This window comes from Enterobacter genomosp. S, assembly GCF_001631805.1.
Lineage (GTDB): Bacteria > Pseudomonadota > Gammaproteobacteria > Enterobacterales > Enterobacteriaceae > Enterobacter > Enterobacter quasihormaechei.
The window spans coordinates 353,566-372,971 of sequence record NZ_LVVA01000012.1; the positions used below are offsets into that span (position 1 = coordinate 353,566).

Genomic DNA, 19,406 nt, shown 5'->3' on the forward strand with positions numbered 1-19,406 from the left:
TGCGCGCGCCATTTGAGTATAAAATGCCGCCCGCTTCACATCCGTGAGGCAGAACACTCACCTGCTGCTGGGTCGCCTGTAGCAGGGTTTTAAATACAGAGAGAAATCAATGTTCACTATCGAAGCAGAAGTACGTAACGTGCAGGGTAAGGGTGCGAGCCGCCGCCTGCGTACCGCTAACAAGTTCCCGGCTATCGTTTACGGTGGCGAAGCTGCTCCAGTTGCTATCGAACTGGATCACGACAAAGTATGGAACATGCAGACTAAAGCTGAATTCTACAGCGAAGTTCTGACCATCGTTGTTGGCGGTAAAGAAGAAAAAGTGAAAGTTCAGGCTGTTCAGCGTCACCCGTTCAAGCCAAAACTGTCTCACATCGACTTCGTTCGCGCGTAATCGCAAACCTGTCGAGAAAAACCCCGCTTCTGCGGGGTTTTTTTATGGCCGTTATTTACCGCCTGAGGTGCGACGCTGGAGCTGATCGCGCAGGTTCGGTGGCGTGCCTTTAATGGTCAGCGTGTCGGTGGCCGGATCCCAGAAGATACGTTCCCCGAGCAGCATGGCATCAAAGTTAATGGTTAACCCACCGCCGCTGCCGGCAAATTTCGTCAGCTGACGCAGGGTGCTGCGATCCGCCGGGAAGCTCTCTTCCAGCTCATAGCCTTTGTCCGCAGTAAATTCCTGGAAGCTGACTTCGCTGACGCCCGCCAGCTCTTTGGATAGCGACTCCAGCTCAATCTCTTCCCCGGCCTGTAACTGCTCGTTGCAGTAGCTGTAAACCTGCTGACGCACGTTCTGACGCTCAGACTTATCAAGCTGCGCCTCAGCCGTAAAGTCATCCACCGCCTGGAGCAGACCTTTGTTCTGCGCTTTGGCGTTCAGCCCTTCGCTGGCGCCGAGGAAGTCCATAAAGAAATCCGCCACTTTGCGGCCCACGCGGCCTTTGAGGAAGGTCAGGTAGCGCGTCGATTCCGGGTTGGTTTCCCATTCGGTTAAATCGATACGCGCCACGATATCCGCATGGTTGATATCCAGATAGTGCGTTGAGCTGATATCCAGCTGCTCGTTCACGCGCATGCTGCTTAAGTTATTCAGCACGGTCACCAGCAGATACTCTACCGCCAGATAACGGTAGTGGCAGAACAGGACGATACCGCCATCGGCGAAGGGATATTTCGCCAGTTCGTCACGCAGACGGCCCGTGGCAGCGCGGCTGAACGCCAGGAAATCCTCTTCGCCCTGACGTTGCAGGCGCAGGCTATCCGCCAGCTCGCTCTCTTCGCTGAACAAGCCATAGGCTTTATTTTTCGCGCTGTAGACGCGATGCAGCTCCGCCATCATCTCGACAACGGTAGGCGTTGGTTCCAGTAACGAATCGCGCAGCACCACTTCAAGGGTTTGCTCATCACGCTTGATAAGCTGGTGCAAGGCAATCTGGTTGATTTCCAGACTCATGATAAACTCTCCTTTTAGACCGGGCGGTATTCAACCACCACCAACGCATGTGTGCAACAGAAGATAAAAAAGGGGAAAAAAAGCTGTTGCTACGGTAATATGTCGCCCTTCTCTCAACAAACTGATTTTGATTTATGCCACAACATTCCCGCTACAGTGACGAACACGTTGAACAACTGCTCGGTGAGCTGGTCAACGTACTGGAAAAACATAAAACGCCAACCGATCTCTCCCTGATGGTTTTGGGAAATATGGTTACCAATCTGATTAATACCAGCGTTGCTCCGGCTCAGCGTCAGGCGATCGCCAAATCTTTCGCCCAGGCATTGCAGTCCTCCGTTAGCGACGACCAGGCACACTAAGGGAAACGAACAACAGTTTATGGTGACGAATCGTCAGCGCTACCGTGAAAAAGTCTCCCAGATGGTCAGCTGGGGGCACTGGTTTGCCCTGTTCAACATTCTGTTGGCGATGGTGCTCGGCTGCCGTTATCTGTTCGTGGCGGACTGGCCAACCACGTTAACCGGGCGAGTCTACTCGTGGATGAGCCTTGTTGGTCACTTTAGCTTTCTGGTTTTCGCCACCTATCTGCTGATCCTGTTCCCTCTGACGTTTATCGTCATGTCGCAACGGCTGATGCGCTTCCTGTCCGCTATCCTTGCGACGGCGGGCATGACCCTGTTGCTTATCGACAGCGAAGTCTTCACCCGGTTCCACCTGCACCTGAACCCTATCGTCTGGGAGCTGGTGATTAACCCGGATCAGAACGAGACCGCGCGCGACTGGCAGCTGATGTTTATCAGCGTGCCGATTATCCTGCTGATTGAAATGCTGTTCGCCACGTGGAGCTGGCAAAAGCTCCGCAGTCTGACCCGACGCCGCCATTACGCGAAGCCCGTCGCGGCGCTCTTTTTCGCCTCATTTATCGGTTCGCATCTGATGTATATCTGGGCAGATGCGAACTTCTACCGCCCGATTACCATGCAGCGCGCGAATCTGCCGCTCTCCTATCCGATGACGGCGCGTCGTTTCCTGGAAAAACACGGCCTGCTGGATGCGCAGGAGTACCAGCGTCGTCTGGTGGAACAGGGTAATCCGGAAGCGGTTAGCGTGCAGTATCCTTTGAGCGATCTGAAATATCGCGACATGGGCCGCGGTCAGAACGTGCTGCTGATTACCGTTGATGGCCTGAACTATTCTCGCTATGAGAAACAGATGCCAGCCCTGGCTGAATTCGCGCAGAACAACATCGCATTCACTCAGCATATGAGCTCCGGTAATTCAACCGACGCGGGTATTTTTGGCCTGTTCTACGGCATTTCACCAAGCTATATGGACGGCGTGCTGTCTGCCCGTATTCCGGCCGCGCTGATTACCGGGCTTAATCAGCAGGGCTACCAGCTGGGACTGTTCGCCTCCGATGGCTTCAACAGCTCGCTGTACCGCCAGGCGCTGCTGTCTGATTTCTCACTGCCTGCCGCGCAGAGCCAGTCTGACGATCGGACCGCTGACCAGTGGATAGACTGGCTGAAGCGCTATGCGCAGGAAGATAACCGCTGGTTCTCCTGGGTTGCGTTTAACGGCACAACGCTTGATGACAGCAATCAGAAAGGCTTCGCGCGCCGCTATAGCCGTGCGGCGGGTGACGTCGATGCGCAGATCGGCCGCGTACTGACCGCCCTGCGCGACGCGGGCAAGCTGGACAATACGGTCGTCATTATCACGGCGGGACACGGCGTGCCGCTCGGCGACGAGGCGAAGGGCATGGAATGGTCGCGTCCCAACCTGCATGTTCCCCTGGTGATCCACTGGCCGGGCACGCCCGCGCAGCGCATCAACATGCTGACCGACCATAAAGACGTCATGACCACACTAATGCAACGGCTGCTGCACGTCAGCACGCCGGCGAATGAGTACTCGCAGGGACAGGACCTCTTTAGCGCCACGCGCCGTCATAACTGGGTCACGGCTGCCGGCGGAAATACGCTGGTAGTGACCACGCCGACGCTGTCCCTGGTGCTGAACAGCAACGGAAATTACCAGACGTATAATCTCGAAGGTGAGAAGCTGAAAGATCAGAAACCGCAGCTCAGCTTGCTGTTGCAGGTGCTGACAGACGAGAAGCGCTTTATCGCTAACTGATTATTTATGAATCAGTTAGCGCTGCTTTCCCCTTGCAATCAAAAAGGAATCGAGTAGTATTCCTTTTATGCGTCGGCACGTAGCGCAGCCTGGTAGCGCACCGTCATGGGGTGTCGGGGGTCGGAGGTTCAAATCCTCTCGTGCCGACCAAAAATACACAAAAAAAACCAGCCGCTTATGGCTGGTTTTTTATTGCCTGTACCCACATGCAGCAGGGTCAGTGCTTATCACGCCCACCGAGAAAGAAAATCCCCAGCGGAATTGCAAGCAGGACGGTGAACACCAGACTGTAAACAAAGATCATCGCCGATTGCAGGACAAACATGCTGGTTGTCCACGCAGAGAGCGGAATGTTGTACTGCTCAATCACACCGACAATGGTTGCTCGCCCCACGCATGCGGCAGCAATCATAAATACAACCAGTAACGCCAGCAGGAACTTGCGGCCTTCAGGTGTCTTCAGTTTTTCCCCTACCATCTCTCCTCCCTTTACAGATAAATAACAATAATTAACGCGTAAAATAACACGATCGCCGCCCCGACTCCAACGCAGAATTAAACACCACAAAAAGAACACTAAAGCAGTGCATTACTCCATTTAAATTGAAAACATGAGTAAATTGCGCCAACCATTCACGTACATTATGTTAGTCTTTACCGGATCGTTTTGACAAAAAAGGAATGACAGTGAAAAACGCACCTAAATTTGCCATCGCCCTCCTCGCCGCTGCGTGCGCCAGCACCAGCGCTTTTGCCAGCGAAACCCAGAAAGAGCAGCCGCTGGAAAAAGTTGCCCCGTATCCGCAAGCGGACAAAGGGATGAAGCGCCAGGTTATTCAGCTCCCGGCCCAGCAGGATGAAGCAAATTTCAAAGTTGAGCTGTTAATCGGCCAGACGCTGGAGGTGGACTGCAACCAGCATCGTCTGGGTGGAAAGCTGGAAAGCAAAACGCTGGAAGGCTGGGGTTATGACTACTATGTCTTCGACAAAGTAACGTCGCCGGTCTCCACCATGATGGCGTGTCCGGACGGCAAGAAAGAGAAGAAATTTATTACCGCGTATCTGGGTGATAACAGTCTGCTGCGCTATAACAGCAAGCTGCCAATTGTCGTCTATACGCCGGAAAACGTAGATGTGAAATATCGCGTGTGGAAGGCAGATGAGACTGTCGGGCAGGCGGTAGTTCGTTAAAAAAAAAGCCGGGTGGCGCTCACGCTTACCCGGCTTTTTTACGCTACAGCGCGATATCCGCTACCGGCTTGTTTTCCGCCTGAGGCTTCAGCTCTGCCTTAGGAGCCGCATCCGCAGCCTGCGGTTTGACGTATTGCAGTTGCAGAACGCGGCTGGTGTATTCCAGCTCTTGTTCCGTGGCGTCAACGTTACCGTTCAGCTTCGTACCGTAAGATGGAATAATGGTTTTCAGCTTCGCCTGCCATTCCGGGCTGGACACTTTATCCTTAAACACTTTTTCCATCAGGTGCAGCATGATTGGCGCAGCGGTAGACGCACCCGGGGATGCCCCCAGCAGCGCGGCAATGGTGCCATCCTTATCGCTCACCACTTCGGTACCCAGACGCAGTACGCCGCCCTCTTTCGGATCGCGCTTGATGATCTGTACACGCTGACCCGCCTGCCACAGACGCCAGTCTTCTTTCTTCGCCTGCGGATAGTACTCTTTCAGCGCCTCGAAGCGTTCTTCATCCGAGAGCATCACCTGGCTAATCAGGTATTTCACCAGATCAAAGTTATCCAGCCCAACGTCCATCATGGGTTTGACGTTCGACGTCGTGGTCGCGCTAAGCAGATCCCACAGGGAACCGTTTTTCAGGAACTTGGTAGAGAAGGTAGCGAACGGCCCGAACAGCACCACGCGCTTACCGTCCAGCATACGGGTGTCGATATGGGGAACCGACATCGGTGGCGCACCAACGGAGGCCTGACCGTACACTTTAGCCAGATGACGGTTAACCACTTCCGGGTTTTCCGATACCAGGAACTGGCCGCCGACCGGGAAGCCCGCGTAGTCGTCAGCTTCCGGAATACCGGACTCCTGCAACAGTTTCAGCGCCGCGCCGCCCGCACCGATAAACACGAACTTCGCCTTAATGACATGCTCGGCTTCGTTGTTTTTCAGATCGGCAACGGTCACGCTCCAGCTGTTATCGGCGTTGCGCTTAAAACCACGCACTTCAGAGCTGAGTTGCAGGTTGAAGTTCTCTTTTTTCTTCAGAGAGGCCACCAGCTGACGGGTGATTTCACCGTAGTTAACGTCAGTACCAATTTCAGTGCGGGTCGCCGCCACTTTCTGGTTCGGATCGCGTCCTTCCATGACCAGCGGTGCCCACTCTTTGATTTGAGCGTGATCTTCAGAATATTTCATTCCGCGGAACAGCGTGCTCTGTTGCAAGGCAGCGTAGCGCGCGCGCAGGAAATTGACGTTTTGATCGCCCCACACAAAGCTCATGTGCGGTACGGTGTTGATGAAGGAGTGCGGATTGTGCAACACGCCGCTGTTCACCTGGTGAGACCAGAACTGGCGTGAGATCTGGAACGCTTCGTTGATCTCTACCGCCTTCTCGATACTAATGGAACCGTCCTTTTTCTGCGGCGTATAGTTCAGTTCCATAAGTGCCGAGTGCCCCGTCCCGGCGTTATTCCAGCCGTTAGAGCTTTCCTGCGCCACGCCATCAAGGCGCTCGACCATGGTCATGGACCAGTTCGGCTCTAATTCCTGAAGATACGTGCCCAGCGTAGCGCTCATGATGCCGCCACCAATTAAAAGGACATCCGTTTCCTGCTCTTTTGGTGCGTCAGCTTTCGCCGCCAGCGAGACGGCGTTCAGCCCCACGGCCAGTGAAAAGAGCACGGCAGTCATTTTTTTCATCATTTATGCCTTAGTTGAATAGTGCTTGATGCGTAGAAATTACAGGTGAAACACGCTGCGGGGGCACGGTAACAACTTTTAAATATTGTTTAAAGGTTACGAAATTATTGTAATTGTGAAATTTAATGATGGATTGTTTGTGGGGTTTTGACAGGCAGGCTGGCACCAGGCGATTTTCCTGGCTATTATGCTGCACTTTGTGATCGCGCGCACGGAAGCCTGCCCCAACTAGCGAATTCTTATGTCATTACCCCACTCGTCTGTACCCCACGAAGGCCACGTCGCCACCGTTTTACGTTCGCCTCAACGTCTGATGCGCGAAACCCTGGCCGGCGTGATTACCGCGCTGGCGCTGATCCCGGAAGTGATTTCCTTTTCCGTGGTTGCGGGCGTGGACCCGAAAGTGAGCCTTATCGCCTCCGTGGTGCTCTGCTTTGCCCTTTCCCTGCTCGGCGGGCGTCCGGCCATGGTGACGGCGGCGGCGGGATCCGTCGCGCTGGTTATTGGTCCGATGGTTCATCAACATGGCGTACAGTACATTCTGCCTGCGGTAGTGATGGCGGGCGTGATTCAGATCCTGTTCGGCGCGCTGGGTATGGCGCGGCTGATGCGCTTTATTCCCCAGTCGGTGATGACCGGGTTTGTTAACGCCCTTGGCATTTTGATTTTCTTTGCCCAGGTTCCCCATTTCTGGAGCCGAAGCCCGCTGATTGTGGGCCTGTTCGTGCTGACGCTGCTGATTGTGCTGTGGGTGCCACGCTACATCAAAAGCGTCCCCTCCCCGCTGATTGCCATTGTGGTGCTGACGCTGTTTACCGTCACCAGCGGACAAGTTCTGCCAACGGTGGGTGATGAAGGCTCCATGAGCGGCGGTTTGCCTGGCTTTACGCAACTGCTGGTGCCGCTCAACCTGGAGACGCTGAGCATCATCTGGCCGTGCGCGCTGAGTATCGCCTTCGTTGGCCTGCTGGAATCGCTACTGACGGCTAAGCTGGTGGATGAACTAACCGTGACCCCTTCAAGCAAGCGCCGCGAGAGCATCGGGCTGGGCGTAGGAAATATCATGGCCGGGTTTTACGGCGGCATTGCGGGCTGCGCGATGATTGGGCAGACCATCGTTAACGTGGAGATGGGCAAAGGCAGAAGCCGTATCTCCACCCTTGCGGCAGGCGTTGTGCTGCTGGTACTGGTCACGGCACTCAGCGAGGTAATGGCTAAAATCCCGATGGCGGTACTGGCGGGTATTATGGCAATTGTGGCCGTCAAGACCTTTAGCTGGCATAGCGTTCAGCCCGGAACGCTGAAAAACGCGCCGGTGGCGGAAACCGTCGTGATGCTGGTGACGGTTGTGGCAACGGTTTCCACCGGTAACCTGGCGATTGGCGTGCTGGGCGGGATTGCGATGATGTTCATCCTCCCTGCCCGACTGAAGCAAAAGGCGCTGGCTACAGAAGAAAAATCGTCGCCAGTCCAAGAAAAATAAAGAAACCGCCGGTATCGGTAATAGCAGTGATCATCACGCTCGACCCCACTGCGGGGTCGCGCCCCAGACGGGTCATCGTCAGCGGGATAATCACGCCCATCATCGCCGCCACCAGCAGGTTCAGCACCATCGCCAGCATCATGACCCCGCCGAGCGCCATATCATCGTACAGCCACCAGGTGATGCCGCCCATGATGCCGCCCCAGACCAGGCCGTTAATCAGCGCAACGCCCATCTCCCTGAAGATCAGCCACGAAAAATTACCCGGCTGAATATTTTCCAGCGCCAGGGCGCGAACGATCATGGTGATAGTCTGGTTACCGGTATTCCCCCCGATCCCCGCCACAATAGGCATCAGAGAAGCCAGTGCTACCAGCTGGGAAATGGTATGTTCGAAGCCGTCGATGACGCGGGAGGCGACAAACGCGGTGCATAAATTGATGGCGAGCCACGCCCAGCGCGTTTTGACGGCCTTGCCGACGGAGGCGTGAACGTCATCTTCGGCACTGATCCCACCAAGGGCTCGCAGGTCGTTATCGGTCTCTTCATAGACCACATCAACGATCTCATCGATGGTCAGACGCCCCATCAGTTTGCCCACAGAATCCACCACCGCGGCGCTCACCAGGTCATCACGTTCGAAGGTACGCGCCGCTTTTTCGGCATCGTCTTCCGGCGAAAACACCATCGGCTCGGTTTCCATCACCTCACTCACCCGCTGCTGGGTGCTGTTCAGCAGGATCGTTTTAAGCTCCAGCTCGCCGAGCAGGGTTTTGTCCCGCGAGGTGACAAACAGTTTGTCGGTGTTGTCCGGCATGCTGCCGAGCCGACGAAGGTAGCGCTGCACCGTGCCCAGGGTGACGTCCGGACGCACGGTGATGACGCCAAACTCCATGATTGCGCCGACGCTGTTTTTCTCGTAGTGCATCACCTGACGCACGCGCGCCCGTTCCTCGGCTGGCAGGGAAGCCAGCAGGCGACCGGTCAGGTTTCGCGGAAGGTGCTGTACAAGGTAGATCTGCTCGTCGATATCCAGCGTTTGCAGGGCGTCGAGAATGTCCCGGTCGCTCATTTCATCGATAAGGTCATCCCAGACGTTTTCAGAGGCTTCAAGCAGCACCTGACCGCGCTCGTGATCCTGCACCAGCCGCCACAGGGCGTGGCGCTCCTCGGAAGGCAGTGCCTCCAGCGTATCCGCCAGATCCGGAGGTGGTAAATGTGCTACCAGCGCACCTACCTCAGCAATATCGTCGGCCAGCGTGCCGACATCATATTGCTCAGCCAGGGTCAGCTTACCCAATAACGTTGACGTCACCGCTTTATCGGTCGTCAGGAGCCAGATGAGGCGCGCACGCTCCTGGTCACGCTGCCTTGCGCTGTTTTTCTTTAATAACGACATTAATCATAAATCCATGAAATAGGTTGGCTTTAAGCATAGCGCGGGGATATGTAAATAAGAATAAACGGCGTGTCGGGATGGAGAAAAAATCGGCATATATGAAAAATTAGCGTGCCGGGCGCTACCCGGCACAATCGCACTCAGGCCGTACGCGCCACCGCATCCCGTGACGCAGCATCGCGCTCGTCGCCGGTCAGCTCGCTCAGCTTGCCGTCGCGCATCTCCAGCAGACGGTCGGCGTGAATGAAGTAGTGATCGTCATGGCTGATGGCAAAAATGGTTTTCCCCATCGCCTGCATCAGCGGCAGCAGCACCTGATAAAACTCGCGGCGGAAGTGCGGGTCCTGATCGGCTGCCCACTCGTCCAGCAGGATGATGTCACGCTCTTCGGCCAGCGCCAGCAGCAGCGCCACGCGTTTCTTCTGCCCTTTCGACAGCCTGAGATTGAGGATTTTGCCGTCCTGTAGCTCCAGCTTGTGTGACATTTGCAGGTGCGCAAGCCACTTCTCCACCAGCGCCGGATCGGCCTGCTGCCCTTCCGGACCCAGCAGCTGATCGAACAGCCAGACGTCGGTAAATACCGCCGAGAAGAGCTTGCGGTAGTCCTCCGGTTTCTCCGCGCTCAGCGCGTTGCCATCCAGCAAAATTTCACCCGACTGCGGCTGATAGAGCCCCGTCAACAGCATCGCCAGAGTGGATTTGCCGCTGCCGTTGCCGCCGATAAGGAACAGCAGCTCGCCACGGTGAAGGGTCAGGTTTATCGGCCCTACGGAGAACGCGCTCTCCTGATAGCGGAAGGTAACGTTACGCAGCTCAAGCGTTTGCCAGTTCGGGAAGGCCTGCGGACGCGGGAACTCAGCCTTAAACGGCGCAAGGTCAAACTTCTTCAGCTTGTTAAAGGCGACCTGAGCACTCAGCAGCGTCGGCAGTGCGCCAACGGCCGACAGCAGCGGCGTGCGTAAAAACAGCAGCGTAAGGGAATACGTGGCCGCCACGTTGGTATCCGCCCACCCCAGGCTATTCGCCATCCAGAACACCAGGCCAATGGCGCCCAGCATCATAATGTTGGACCAGTTCACGGCGCTCAGGTGGAAGGTATCGGCGCGAATAATATGATGACGATATTCGTGCGCGTCAGGAATATAGAGGTTGTTGAAGATGTGCTCGGCGCGCTCGCGGTTTAGCGTCAGCTCTTTGCGCCCTTCCAGCACCGTCTGGTAGTCGTTATAGAGCTTGTCTTCCGTTTCGCGCAGCACCGCCATGTGCTTATAGACACGGGAAACCAACAGGAACCCGCCCCAGATGGTGATGGCAATCCACAGCGCCGTCACGGCCAGCATTTTGCTGGAGAGCCAGGCGAGATAGGCCGCCGAGCCAAAGGTCAGGATGATCCCCTGCACCAGCTCCGGCAGGCGTACAAACGCGATGGTAATGGCGCGCACGTCGCTGGTCAGCCCCGCCAGCAGAGAGGCGCTTCCCAGCTGTTCGATGCGCTCAACCTGGGTGTCGAGAATACGTTTGATGAATTCACTGCGCAGACGGAAAACGAAATGGTGGCCGAGCGCAGTCAGCGCCAGCTGCGATCCGAGCGTGACCGCCATCAGCAGCAGCAGTAATCCCAGAAATTCCGGCAGGACGGAGAGTGACGTGTCGACCATTTCGATCAAACGCACATTAATGAAGGCAATCAGGCCAATCCCCAGCGCCGCGCTGGCAAGGCTTAACGCCATTACCGCGATAAAAGGCCAGCGGTACTGCCGCCAGACAAGAAGAAGTAGTTGCATGCAGAGCAATCCGGACAAGAAAAATCAGCCAGCAGTGTAAACTGCCTTTCACACACATCAAGAATAATTCTTATTTTTATTCTTTGTACGCTGCCTGCCGGAACGTGAGGTTGTAGCGAAACGCCCCCGCCACCGGGTGTTCGCCATTTTTAAGCGGCTGAATACCATGGTAAAAAAGCCGTGACTCACCGCCCCAGACCACCACATCGCCATGCTCCAGCATCAGCCGTTTTAGCGGGTCGTTGCGCCGCAGCCCGCCAAACTGAAAGACAGCGGGCAGCCCAAGGGATACCGAGACAATCGGCGCGCGCAGATCCGGCTCGTCCTTATCCTGGTGCAGGGAGAGTTTTGCCCCGACGGCATAGCGGTTGATGAGACAGGCGTCGGGTCGAAAATCAGGATAGCCGGCCGCGACGGCGGCATCATGGCATAGCGCCTGAAACACCTCCGGTATTGGGGGCCACGGCTGACCCGTCAGCGGATCGTTCGGCGCATATAAATAGCCCCGCGCATTCGTCGCCCATCCCAGTTCGCCGCAGTTGGTCATCGCCACGGACATGGTATACCCGCCCGGCGTAACCATATGGCGAAACGGCGAACGGGCGGTGACGGCATCAATACCGTCGAACAGCGCCGCCGCGCGGGAAAGCGCGAAGCGTCTCAGGATCGTCGCCCCGGGCGCGAGCGGCTCCTGCCAGGGTTCAGCCTCCGCAAAAAGATCGAGCATTATCCCTCCTGTTTATTCGCCTCACGTTTTAATAATAGTATCTTACGCGCTGCCCCCCAGCGATAGCCCGAGAGCGCACCGTCGTTACGCACCACGCGGTGACAGGGGATCACAATCGCCAGTTTATTGGCGCCGCAGGCCCCCGCCACGGCGCGCACGGCGTTGGGTTTGCCAATGGCCTTTGCCACCTGCTGATAGCTTGCCGTCTCACCGCAGGGGATAGCCCGTAGCGCCTGCCAGACCTGCTGCTGGAAGGCGGTACCGCGAATATCCAGCGGCAGCGTCAGGGGCGTCGCGCGACTGTCGACAGAGGTAATCACCTGACGGATCCGCCCGGCAAACGCGCCTTCCATCGGTTCACGGACGGCAAGCGGAAACAGTGAAAGCAGTTCGGCCGTCAGCGCGGCGTCGTCATCCCCCAGCAGTATCGCGCAGATCCCGCGCTCGCTTTCCCCCACCAGACAGCGGCCCAGCGAGCAGTCGCTGATCGCATAGCGAACCGCGGCATCCCCGTTGCGGTACTGTCTGGCCGTCATGCCCAGCGCGCCATCGGCTTTACGGTAGTAGCTGCTGCTGTCCGGGAACCCGGCGGCCAGAACGGCATCGGTGATTTTACCGCCCTGCGCCAGCGTGCTGCGCAGGCGTTGTTCTCGCGCGGCCTGCTGCCAGGCTTTCGGCGTCATGCCGGTAACGGATTTAAACAAGCGGTGGAAATGGAACGGACTCATGGCAACCTGCTGCGCCAGCGCGTCAAGGTTCAGCGCGGCATCCTGCTCAAGCAGCCGGCAGGCCAGCGCAATGCGGGCCTTTTTCTGCGCCATAGGATCGTCCTGGTCCGGCAAACAGCGCTTACAGGGACGGTAGCCCGCCAGCCCGGCCTGGTGAGCATCAGGATAGAAGCAGACATTTTTACGCAGCGCGTGGCGGGCGCGGCAGGACGGGCGGCAATAAATGCCGGTCGTCTGCACGGCAAAGACAAACTGGTTATCCGCTTGAGGATCGCGGGCGAGAACGGCCTGCCAGCGATCCTCATCGGTGAGATAGGTTGTGTTTTTCATCATCGGCTCCTCTTACAAGCATACGCCCAGCCTGCCTGAACGCCACCGAACAAAAACCCGCAACCTTGCTTTTTAATTTTTCTCGCTCACCAGGAAGCTGTTAAACTGCGGAGAACTCCAGGTTTTAAACCCGTCAGCCTCTTTGGTGATCATATAGACGGCCAGCCCTTCCTGTCGCACCACTTCTTTCGCTTTCTCCGTGCCGAGCACCATCAGTCCGGTATCCCAGGCGTCCGCTTCCAGCGCGGTTGGGGCTATCACCGTAACGGACACCAGATTGTGGGTAATGGGGCGTCCGGTTTGCGGATCAATAACGTGCGAAATACGTTTGCCGTCCAGTTCGTAATAATTGCGGTAGCTGCCGGAGGTGCTGATACCGTGCCCGTTGATGTCGACAATCGCCTGCACCGCGTTCTGCTGGTCGGTTGGTTTCTGGATAGCCACCCGCCACGGCCTGCCGCTGGCGTTCATGCCCCGGCTGACAAGCGCGCCCCCTACGGAAACCAGGTAGCGGGGAATGCCTTCCTGCGCCATCAGGGCCGCAAGATGGTCCGCCGCATACCCCTCGCCTACCGTAGAGAGATCCACAAACAGATCGGGAATATCTTTTTGCAGGTATTGCTGACCGTACTGGCCGATCACCGACAGATGCTGTAACCCTGTACGGGCGCGGGCGTCGTCGATGGCGGCCTGATCGGGGGTAGCCACCGGCTGTTTGTCAGGGCCAAATCCCCACAGATTGACCAGCGGCCCCACGGTCACATCCATTGCGCCGTTGGTTTTGTAGCCCACGCGCATAGATTCCGTGACGATATCGGCCATCGCTTCGCTCACCGGCCACAGAGAGGTGCTGCTGGAGCGATTGAAACGCATCAGCGCTGAGTCATTTTTATACGTCGAGAGCAGCTGATCGTCGGCATTCAGCTGCGCCTGAATTTTTCCGCGTAATTCTTCAGCGCGGGATTTATCAATATCCATCACGCTGACGCGCCAGAAGGTCCCCATGGTTTTCCCTTCCAGCACCGTCGCGGCTGGCGCCTCGATTTTTGCGGGCTGCGTAGAAGAGTCACACGCGGTCAGGAGTAAAACAGTCGCCAGAAAGCTGGCGCGCAAAAAAGTCATTTCCATTGGTTATTATCCTCATGCCAGGGCGGCAAGAGTACACTAAAACAGCGTATTTGTAAGACCCTAAAAAAGCATGAAAAAAGGGGCCTGATGGCCCCTTTGTTGCAGTATGAGCAATTAGAACTGGTAAACCAGACCCAGCGCTACGATATCGTCGGTGCTGATACTGGTGCGGCGAGTGAAGTCGTTTTCATCCAGCAGGTTGATTTTGTAATCAACGTAGGTGGACATGTTTTTGTTGAAGTAGTAAGTCGCGCCCACGTCAACATACTTCAGGATATCCTGATCGCCATAGCCTTCGATGTCCTTACCTTTAGATTGCAGGTAAGCCACGGATGGACGCAGACCGAAGTCGAACTGATACTGAGCAACCACTTCAAAGTTCTGTGCTTTGTTAGCCCAGCCCTGATCGCCAACGCGGGTCGCGTTGTAGGTCTGAGAATACTGTGCAGCCAAGTAGATGTTGTTCGCGTCGTATTTCAGACCGCCGGTGTAGGTCTCAGCACGATCGCCGTTACCGAAGTAGTTTGGCGCGTTCTGGTCATCAGTACGTTTAGAGCTGGTGACAGCCGTACCGAGTGCGAAGCCTTCGCCCAGATCGTAGGTCAGAGAGCCGCCGTAGCCGTCACCGTTCTGACGCAGCGCGTCACGACCGTTATTGGTCTGGCCTTCACCGCTTGGGCTGCCGTTTTTACCCTGGTACTGTAACGCAAAGTTCAGGCCATCAACCAGACCGAAGAAGTCCTGGTTACGGTAGGTCGCGAAGCCGTTACCGCGCTGCTGCATGAAGTTGTCAGAACCGTAGGTGTCACCGCCGAATTCCGGCAGAACGTCGGTCCAGGAAGTGACATCGTAAACAACGCCGTAGTTACGACCGTAGTCGAATGAACCCGCATCAGCGAATTTCAGACCAGCGAACGCTACACGCGTCCATGAGTTGTTTTCGTTTTCGCCAGAGTTGCCCTGGATCTGGTATTCCCACTGGCCGTAACCGGTCAGCTGATCGTTAACCTGAGTTTCGCCTTTGAAGCCCAGACGCATGTAGGTCTGGTCGCCGTCTGCACCGTCGTCATCGGAGAAATAGTGCAGGCCATCCACTTTACCGTACAGATCTAATTTGTTGCCGTCTTTGTTATAAATTTCAGCCGCATTTGCTGCGCCTGCCACCAGCAGAGCTGGTACCAGGAGGGACAGTACTTTAACTTTCATTTTATTAACCCTCTGTTATATGCCTTATTATTTACCACTGCTTACTGGTCAACCCTCTTAACCAGTCGGCAAGTTCATTCTCCTCAAAAATGCAGAATAATCCAACAGGAATATGATACGAAAACTTTGAAGATGTTTCACTTTACCATCAAGATGTTTCAGTTTGTAAATATCAAGGAACTTTCACAGAGCATCAAAAAGTTTAAAAATATAGCACAGATAATCAAAACAAAAATATATCGTATAAATTTCAATATATTAACTTAAAAAACAGTACCGCACTGAATGACAAAAAAATTCCCGTCAACACCACTAAAATAACTCTCGCTATCATCATTAACTTTATTTATTACCGTCATTCAGTTCTGAATGTCTGTTTATCCCTAATTGAACCGGATGCTTCGCATTCGGTTTTTTTTTACCTTTCTTTACGTCAGCAGACATTTTATGTGCTACCCGCCTGTAATGATAACGACTATTAACTAAATTCAGCGTTGGCGTTTACAGAATTCCTCTTTTTGTAGCCGCAATTAATTTCTTGTTAATTCGTGCTATTTTTCAGCCGTTGTGACGGCGTATTTGTACATTTGACTGGGTTTTGTACATCTTTTACCCGGATGTCGTTGAAGCGGGTTGCGACAGATAAAAAGTCAAGGTCATGCCGATAACGACGCTGGAAATTCGGTTATTACCCTTTATACTGCCCTATCCCATTACCGCGCGGCCATTACGGGTTAAACACATCAATGAGTCAGACAGAAACTACCGCCCCGAGCAAATTCTCCCTTCTACCGGGCAGCATCACCCGTTTCTTTCTTCTGTTGATCGTTGTGCTGTTAGTCACAATGGGGGTGATGGTCCAGAGCGCCGTGAACACCTGGCTTAAAGATAAAAGCTATCAAATTGTCGATATCACCCACGCGGTGCATAAGCGCATTGATACGTGGCGCTATGCGACCTGGCAAATCTACGACAATATCGCCGCCGCGCCTGCCACCTCGTCAGGCGAAGGATTGCAGGAAACGCGCCTTAAGCAGGATGTTTATTACCTTGAAAAACCGCAGCGCAAAACTGAAGCCCTGATTTTCGGTTCGCACGACAGCGCAACGCTGGAGATGACGCAGCGGATCTCCTCCTATCTGGACACCCTGTGGGGCGCCGAGACCGTACCGTGGTCCATGTATTACCTGAACGGCCAGGACAACAGCATGATCCTGGTCTCTACCCTGCCGCTTAAGGATCTCTCGTCCGGCTTTAAAGAGACCACCGTTGGCAGTATTGTGGATTCCCGTCGGGCAGAAATGTTGCAACAGGCCAACGCGCTGGACGAACGCGAAAGTTTTTCTTCGCTACGCCGCCTGGCCTGGCAGAACGGCCATTACTTTACGCTGCGCACCACCTTTAACCAGCCGGGCCATCTGGCGACCGTGGTTGCCTTCGATCTGCCTATTAACGATCTCATCCCGCCGGATATGCCGCTGGACAGTTTCCGTCTGGAGCCAGACAACAGCACCCAGAATATGCGCACGCCGTCGGACAAAGAAGGCGCGGACAGCGTCGCGATCTCCTTCAATGGCTCAAAAATTGAGATTGCCTCATCGCTCAATTCAACCGGTATGCGGCTGGTGTGGCAGGTGCCTTTTGGCACCCTGATGCTTGATACCCTGCAAAACATTCTCCTGCCGCTGCTGCTGAATATCGGCCTGCTGGCGCTGGCGCTGTTTGGCTACAGCACCTTCCGTTTCCAGTCGGGCCGCCAGAGCGACTCGACATCGGTATCCTCAGGAACCAGCAACGAACTGCGCGTCCTGCGTGCCTTAAACGAAGAGATTATTTCCGTGCTGCCGCTGGGGGTGCTCGTTCACGATCAGGAAGCAAACCGCACGGTCATGAGCAATAAAATTGCCGACCACCTTCTGCCGCACCTTAACCTGCAAAATATTACGGCCATGGCGGACCAGCATCAGGGCGTTATCCAGGCCACCATTAATAATGAACTGTATGAGATCCGTCAGTTCCGCAGTCAGGTCGCCTCGCGCACGCAAATCTTCATCATTCGCGATCAGGACCGCGAAGTGCTGGTAAATAAAAAGCTCAAGCAGGCGCAAAGGCTGTACGAGAAGAACCAGCACGGCCGCGCCGCGTTTATGCAAAATATCGGCGATGCCTTTAAACAACCGCTGAAGTCACTCGCCACGCAGATTGCTGATTTAAGCACGCCGGAAAGCCGACAGCTGAGCAGCCAGGCCGACTCGCTGGTTCGTCTGGTAGACGAAATCCAGCTGGCGAATATGCTGGAGAACGACATCTGGAAGGGCACCCCGACGCTCTTCTCTATCCAGGATCTGATTGATGAGGTGGTACCGGAAGTGCTGCCGGTGATCAAGCGCAAGGGACTCCAGCTGTTGATCAACAACCATTTGCCGGCCAACGACGAGCGTCACGGCGATCGTGACGCCCTGCGCCGCATTCTGATGATGCTGATCCAGTATGCCGTCACCACAACGCAGATCGGCAAGATTACCCTTGAAGTCAGCACCGATGAATCCACCGACGATCGCCTGACGTTCCGCATTCTGGATACGGGCGAAGGCGTGACCGTCAGCGAAATCGATAACCTGCACTTCCCGTTCCTGAACGATACCCAGCGTGATCACTACGGTAAGGCGAATGCCCTCACCTTCTGGCTCTGCGATCAGCTGGCGCGCAAGCTGGGCGGTCATCTGAACATCAAGGCCCGTGAATCCCTCGGTACCCGCTACTCCTTACACGTCAAAATGGCGGCGAATCCACAGGAAGAGGATGAAGAGCGTCTGCTGGATGATGTGGTCGTGATGGTGGATGTGACCTCCAGCGAGATCCGTAATATCGTCGTTCGTCAGTTAGAAAACTGGGGCGCGTCCTGCATCACCCCGGACGAAAGGCTCGCGAGTCAAGAATTTGATCTATTTTTAACTGATAATCCGTCTAATCTTACTGCCTCAGGCTTGCTTTTAAGCGATGATGAGCCAGGCGTGCGGAAAATTGGCCCTGGGCAGCTGCGCGTCAACTTTAATATGAGCAATGCAATGCAGGAAGCTGTATTACAACTGATTGAAGAGAATCTGGCGCAGGAAGAGATCCTGGAGTCACCGTTAGGCGGCGATGAAAATGCAGAACTCCATGCCAGCGGATATTATTCGCTCTTCGTTGATACAGTACCAGATGATGTTAAGCGGTTGTATACTGAGTCCGCTGCGCAGGATTTTGCAGCGCTGGCACAGACAGCACACCGGCTTAAAGGGGTGTTTGCCATGCTTAATCTGGTTCCCGGCAAGCAGTTATGTGAAACGCTGGAACATCTAATTCGTGAGAAAGATGCCTCTGGCATTGAAAAATACATCAGCGACATTGACGCTTACGTCAAGAGCTTGCTGTAGCAAGGTAGCCTTATACATGAACAATATGAACGTAATTATTGCCGATGACCATCCGATTGTACTGTTCGGTATTCGCAAATCACTTGAGCAAATCGAGTGGGTGAATGTAGTCGGTGAATTTGAAGATTCCACAGCTCTCATTAACAACCTGCCTAAACTTGATGCGCACGTGCTCATTACCGATCTCTCCATGCCTGGAGATAAATACGGTGACGGCATTACGCTCATCAAATACATTAAGCGCCACTTCCCGGACATTTCGATCATTGTTCTGACCATGAACAATAACCCGGCGATCCTGAGCGCCGTTCTGGATCTCGATATTGAAGGGATTGTACTGAAACAAGGCGCACCTACCGATCTGCCAAAAGCGCTGGCGGCGCTACAGAAAGGGAAGAAATTCACCCCTGAAAGCGTCTCACGCCTGCTCGAAAAAATCAGCGCGGGTGGCTATGGCGACAAGCGTCTTTCGCCAAAAGAGAGTGAGGTTCTGCGTCTGTTTGCTGAAGGTTTCCTGGTCACTGAAATTGCCAAGAAGCTGAACCGCAGTATTAAAACCATCAGTAGCCAGAAAAAATCCGCGATGATGAAGCTGGGTGTGGATAACGATATCGCCCTTCTGAACTATCTCTCTTCCGTGACGCTGAGCGCAACGGACAAAGATTGATCTTCGCTGTTTACGCCGGGTGGCGCTCGCGCTTACCCGGCCTACAGCCGCCGGAG

Annotated in this window: 16 protein-coding genes and 1 tRNA gene; 8 read left to right on the forward strand and 9 right to left on the reverse strand. The window is 55.0% G+C overall.

All coding sequences use genetic code 11. The features are described 5' to 3' along the window. Window positions 1–109 precede the first annotated feature (109 nt). Window positions 110–394, forward strand: coding sequence for a 50S ribosomal protein L25 (gene rplY / locus A3466_RS09300; protein WP_063450345.1), 285 nt, complete (start codon window positions 110–112; stop codon window positions 392–394). A 51-nt stretch (window positions 395–445) separates the two neighbouring features. On the opposite strand, the gene yejK is transcribed toward rplY, so the two are convergent. Continuing rightward, a complete protein-coding gene (gene yejK / locus A3466_RS09305) occupies window positions 446–1,453 on the reverse strand; it encodes a nucleoid-associated protein YejK (RefSeq protein ID WP_028016284.1) in 1,008 nt (335 codons plus the stop codon). Window positions 1,454–1,587: 134 nt separating this feature from the next. Here yejK and A3466_RS09310 point away from each other — a divergent pair, with 134 nt between their 5' ends. From A3466_RS09310 to A3466_RS09320, 3 genes are all read left to right on the forward strand, one after another. Then, window positions 1,588–1,815 (forward strand): YejL family protein, encoded by a 228-nt coding sequence (locus A3466_RS09310; protein WP_063450346.1) that lies wholly within the window; start codon window positions 1,588–1,590, stop codon window positions 1,813–1,815. A 19-nt stretch (window positions 1,816–1,834) separates the two neighbouring features. After that, entirely contained in the window at window positions 1,835–3,595 is a 1,761-nt protein-coding gene (gene yejM / locus A3466_RS09315) for an LPS biosynthesis-modulating metalloenzyme YejM (RefSeq protein ID WP_063450347.1), read from the forward strand. A 73-nt stretch (window positions 3,596–3,668) separates the two neighbouring features. Continuing rightward, a tRNA-Pro gene (locus A3466_RS09320) sits at window positions 3,669–3,745 on the forward strand. 67 nt (window positions 3,746–3,812) lie between these two features. On the opposite strand, the gene A3466_RS09325 is transcribed toward A3466_RS09320, so the two are convergent. Continuing rightward, window positions 3,813–4,073: a DUF2534 family protein gene (locus A3466_RS09325; RefSeq protein WP_063450348.1), complete on the reverse strand. Its 261-nt coding sequence runs from the start codon at window positions 4,071–4,073 to the stop codon at window positions 3,813–3,815. A 203-nt stretch (window positions 4,074–4,276) separates the two neighbouring features. Between A3466_RS09325 and eco the strand changes: the two genes are divergently transcribed. Beyond that, the gene (gene eco / locus A3466_RS09330; RefSeq protein ID WP_063450349.1) at window positions 4,277–4,786 is read left to right on the forward strand and encodes a serine protease inhibitor ecotin; all 510 of its coding nucleotides are present in this window, start codon (window positions 4,277–4,279) and stop codon (window positions 4,784–4,786) included. Window positions 4,787–4,829: 43 nt separating this feature from the next. On the opposite strand, the gene mqo is transcribed toward eco, so the two are convergent. Next, the gene (gene mqo / locus A3466_RS09335) at window positions 4,830–6,479 is read right to left on the reverse strand and encodes a malate dehydrogenase (quinone) (protein ID WP_058646988.1); all 1,650 of its coding nucleotides are present in this window, start codon (window positions 6,477–6,479) and stop codon (window positions 4,830–4,832) included. 241 nt (window positions 6,480–6,720) lie between these two features. Between mqo and A3466_RS09340 the strand changes: the two genes are divergently transcribed. After that, on the forward strand, window positions 6,721–7,962 hold the full coding sequence (locus A3466_RS09340) for a SulP family inorganic anion transporter (RefSeq protein WP_063450350.1): 1,242 nt from the start codon (window positions 6,721–6,723) through the stop codon (window positions 7,960–7,962). Here the strand turns inward: A3466_RS09340 and mgtE are convergent. From mgtE to A3466_RS09370, 6 genes are all read right to left on the reverse strand, one after another. Then, window positions 7,925–9,361 (reverse strand): magnesium transporter, encoded by a 1,437-nt coding sequence (gene mgtE / locus A3466_RS09345; protein WP_063450351.1) that lies wholly within the window; start codon window positions 9,359–9,361, stop codon window positions 7,925–7,927. The genes A3466_RS09340 and mgtE overlap by 38 nt on opposite strands. Before the next feature lie 140 nt (window positions 9,362–9,501). After that, entirely contained in the window at window positions 9,502–11,145 is a 1,644-nt protein-coding gene (locus tag A3466_RS09350) for a multidrug ABC transporter permease/ATP-binding protein (RefSeq protein WP_063450352.1), read from the reverse strand. 76 nt (window positions 11,146–11,221) lie between these two features. Then, a complete protein-coding gene (alkB, locus tag A3466_RS09355) occupies window positions 11,222–11,872 on the reverse strand; it encodes a DNA oxidative demethylase AlkB (protein WP_063450353.1) in 651 nt (216 codons plus the stop codon). Continuing rightward, on the reverse strand, window positions 11,872–12,930 hold the full coding sequence (gene ada / locus A3466_RS09360; protein WP_063450354.1) for a bifunctional DNA-binding transcriptional regulator/O6-methylguanine-DNA methyltransferase Ada: 1,059 nt from the start codon (window positions 12,928–12,930) through the stop codon (window positions 11,872–11,874). The genes alkB and ada overlap by 1 nt, the downstream gene beginning before the upstream one ends. A gap of 72 nt (window positions 12,931–13,002) precedes the next feature. Then, a complete protein-coding gene (apbE, locus tag A3466_RS09365; protein ID WP_063450355.1) occupies window positions 13,003–14,058 on the reverse strand; it encodes an FAD:protein FMN transferase ApbE in 1,056 nt (351 codons plus the stop codon). 114 nt (window positions 14,059–14,172) lie between these two features. Then, window positions 14,173–15,264, reverse strand: a complete 1,092-nt coding sequence (locus tag A3466_RS09370; protein WP_063450356.1) for a porin OmpC — start codon at window positions 15,262–15,264, stop codon at window positions 14,173–14,175. Window positions 15,265–16,010: 746 nt separating this feature from the next. Between A3466_RS09370 and rcsD the strand changes: the two genes are divergently transcribed. Both rcsD and rcsB read left to right on the forward strand, forming a co-directional pair. Next, entirely contained in the window at window positions 16,011–18,683 is a 2,673-nt protein-coding gene (gene rcsD / locus A3466_RS09375) for a phosphotransferase RcsD (RefSeq protein ID WP_063450357.1), read from the forward strand. Window positions 18,684–18,699: 16 nt separating this feature from the next. Beyond that, window positions 18,700–19,350: a response regulator transcription factor RcsB gene (gene rcsB, locus A3466_RS09380; protein ID WP_003859405.1), complete on the forward strand. Its 651-nt coding sequence runs from the start codon at window positions 18,700–18,702 to the stop codon at window positions 19,348–19,350. Window positions 19,351–19,406: the final 56 nt, after the last annotated feature.